At 61.9% G+C, this 2,179-nt stretch carries 2 protein-coding genes; both read left to right on the forward strand.

The genetic code is table 11. From position 1 onward, the window contains the following. Positions 1-703 (forward strand): hypothetical protein (locus ACROHD_RS20780; RefSeq protein ID WP_432680351.1); only part of this gene is annotated, 703 nt, incomplete at its 5' end. 7 nt (positions 704-710) lie between these two features. Continuing rightward, entirely contained in the window at positions 711-2,078 is a 1,368-nt protein-coding gene (rimO, locus tag ACROHD_RS20785) for a 30S ribosomal protein S12 methylthiotransferase RimO (protein ID WP_432680352.1), read from the forward strand. Positions 2,079-2,179 lie beyond the last annotated feature (101 nt).

A 2,179-nucleotide genomic window follows, 5' to 3' on the forward strand; every position in this document is an offset into this window, starting at 1 on the left:
GTTGTCCAGCAGGCACTTGCTGGCCCAGTGTATGGTCAATTGTGGCGACGCAAGGGGAGCGCTAGAAGAAATCAAGGTGCTTTTACCAATCAGTGTCGAGGTTCAGGGAGCAAATCACCCCGGAGTATTGTCCACGCGGTATCTTCGCGCACAATGTCTGCGAGAAACAGGTGACCTTGTCGGGGCGATTGAAGAGCTCGAAAACCTTGCACCAATTCAGTCGAAAGTTCTGGGCGAACACCACCTCAACACCGTTCTGACGCGCAACGCAAAGGCACTCTTCCATCACTTGGCGGAAGATTTCCAGGCATCGCTATCAGAGTTCGAGGCCGTGATCCCCATTGCAGAGGACGTCCTGGGCTCCAAGAGCATAGAGCTACTGCTGGCCAGATTTTACATGGCTCAAAGCCGTCTCAACCTCGGCGACCCGCAACGTGCCTTGTCAGAGTTGAACACATTGCTACCAGTGCTCACCGAAGTGCAGGGTGCACATCACGCCAATGTTCTTGGTGAGCGGCTGTTGCGCGCCTTGTGCCTTGAAGCTCTGGGACACAATGAAGAGGCCACAATCGAGCTGGAAGGCTTGGAAGAGGGATTTGCCGAGGCCAATCTGCCCCCCGATCATGCAAATGTCGTCAGCCTGCAAGCCCTCCGCGCCCGCCTGTCCGCACCCCCTTCCCCGGACACGTCACCTGACGTATAGCGCTGGCATGACCCAGAACCCGCCCGATCTCCGCCCCGACCTTGCCCGCGCCCGCGTGCCTGATGACAAACGCCCCGGCCAGCCGACCATCGGCATGGTCTCGCTCGGCTGCCCCAAGGCGCTGGTGGACAGCGAACGCATCCTGACCCGCCTGCGGGCAGAGGGCTACGCGATCTCCCCCGATTACGCGGGCGCGGAGGCGGTCATCGTCAACACCTGCGGGTTTCTGGACTCCGCCAAGATGGAGAGCTTGGAGGCCATCGGCGAGGCGCTGCAACAAAACGGCAAGGTCATCGTCACCGGCTGCATGGGGGCGGAGCCCGAGACCATCACCGGCACCCATCCCACGGTTTTGGCCGTCACCGGCCCGCATCAATACGAACAGGTGCTCGATGCCGTGCACAAGGCCGTACCGCCGGACCCCGACCCGTTCATCGACCTTCTGCCTGCGCGCGGCGTGTCGCTGACCCCGCGCCATTACAGCTATCTCAAGATCTCTGAGGGCTGTAACCACAAGTGCAAGTTCTGCATCATCCCCGACATGCGCGGCCGCCTTGCCTCCCGCCCCGCGAAGGCAGTGATGCGAGAGGCTGAGAAGCTGGTCGAGGCAGGCGTCAGGGAACTGCTGGTCATCTCCCAGGACACCTCAGCCTATGGCACCGACTGGAAAGACCGGGAGGACAAGTTCCCGATCCTGCCGCTGGCCCGCGATCTGGGCAGCTTGGGGGCCTGGGTCAGGATGCACTACGTCTACCCCTACCCCCATGTGCGCGACCTGATCCCGGCGATGGCGGAAGGGCTGATCCTGCCCTATCTGGATATCCCCTTCCAGCACGCCCATCCCGAGACCCTGAAACGCATGGCCCGCCCCGCCGCCGCCGCGCGCACCCTCGATGAAATCGCCGCGTGGCGGTCCGACTGCCCGGATATCACCCTGCGGTCGACCTTCATCGTAGGTTACCCCGGCGAGACGGAGGAGGAATTCCAGACGCTTCTCGATTGGCTCGACGAGGCGCAATTGGATCGCGTCGGCTGCTTCCGCTACGAAAACGTCGCTGGCGCCCGGTCCAACGACCTGCCCGACCATGTGCCGGAGGAGGTCAAGGAAGACCGCTTCCACCGCTTCATGGAGAAATCACAGGCCATTTCCGAGGCCAAGCTGGCCGCCAAGGTGGGCACGCGGATGGAGGTCATCGTGGACGAGGTGGACGAAGAAGGCGCCACCTGCCGCACCAAGGCGGACGCCCCCGAGATCGACGGGAACCTGTTCATTGATGAGGGGTTTGAGGGGCTGTCAGCGGGGGATATTGTCGAGGTCGAGGTGGATGAGGCGTCGGAGTATGATTTGTGGGGGCGAGCGGCATCTCGGAATTGATCCAGTGAAATGTGTCCAGCGTGGTGGGTGGCCTGATCTGACTGGTCCGGTTTGATTGTTAGTGCATGATCGGCCTTTGGTCCATCTGGACGACGGCCTCG

It is taken from the genome of Nioella aestuarii (assembly GCF_050896395.1).
Taxonomy (GTDB): Bacteria; Pseudomonadota; Alphaproteobacteria; order Rhodobacterales; family Rhodobacteraceae; genus Nioella; species Nioella aestuarii.

Bases quoted from the DNA above. Each gene is read 5' to 3' on its own strand.
- rimO (WP_432680352.1), top strand. From the start codon at position 711: ATGACCCAGAACCCGCCCGATCTCCGCCCCGACCTTGCCCGCGCCCGC.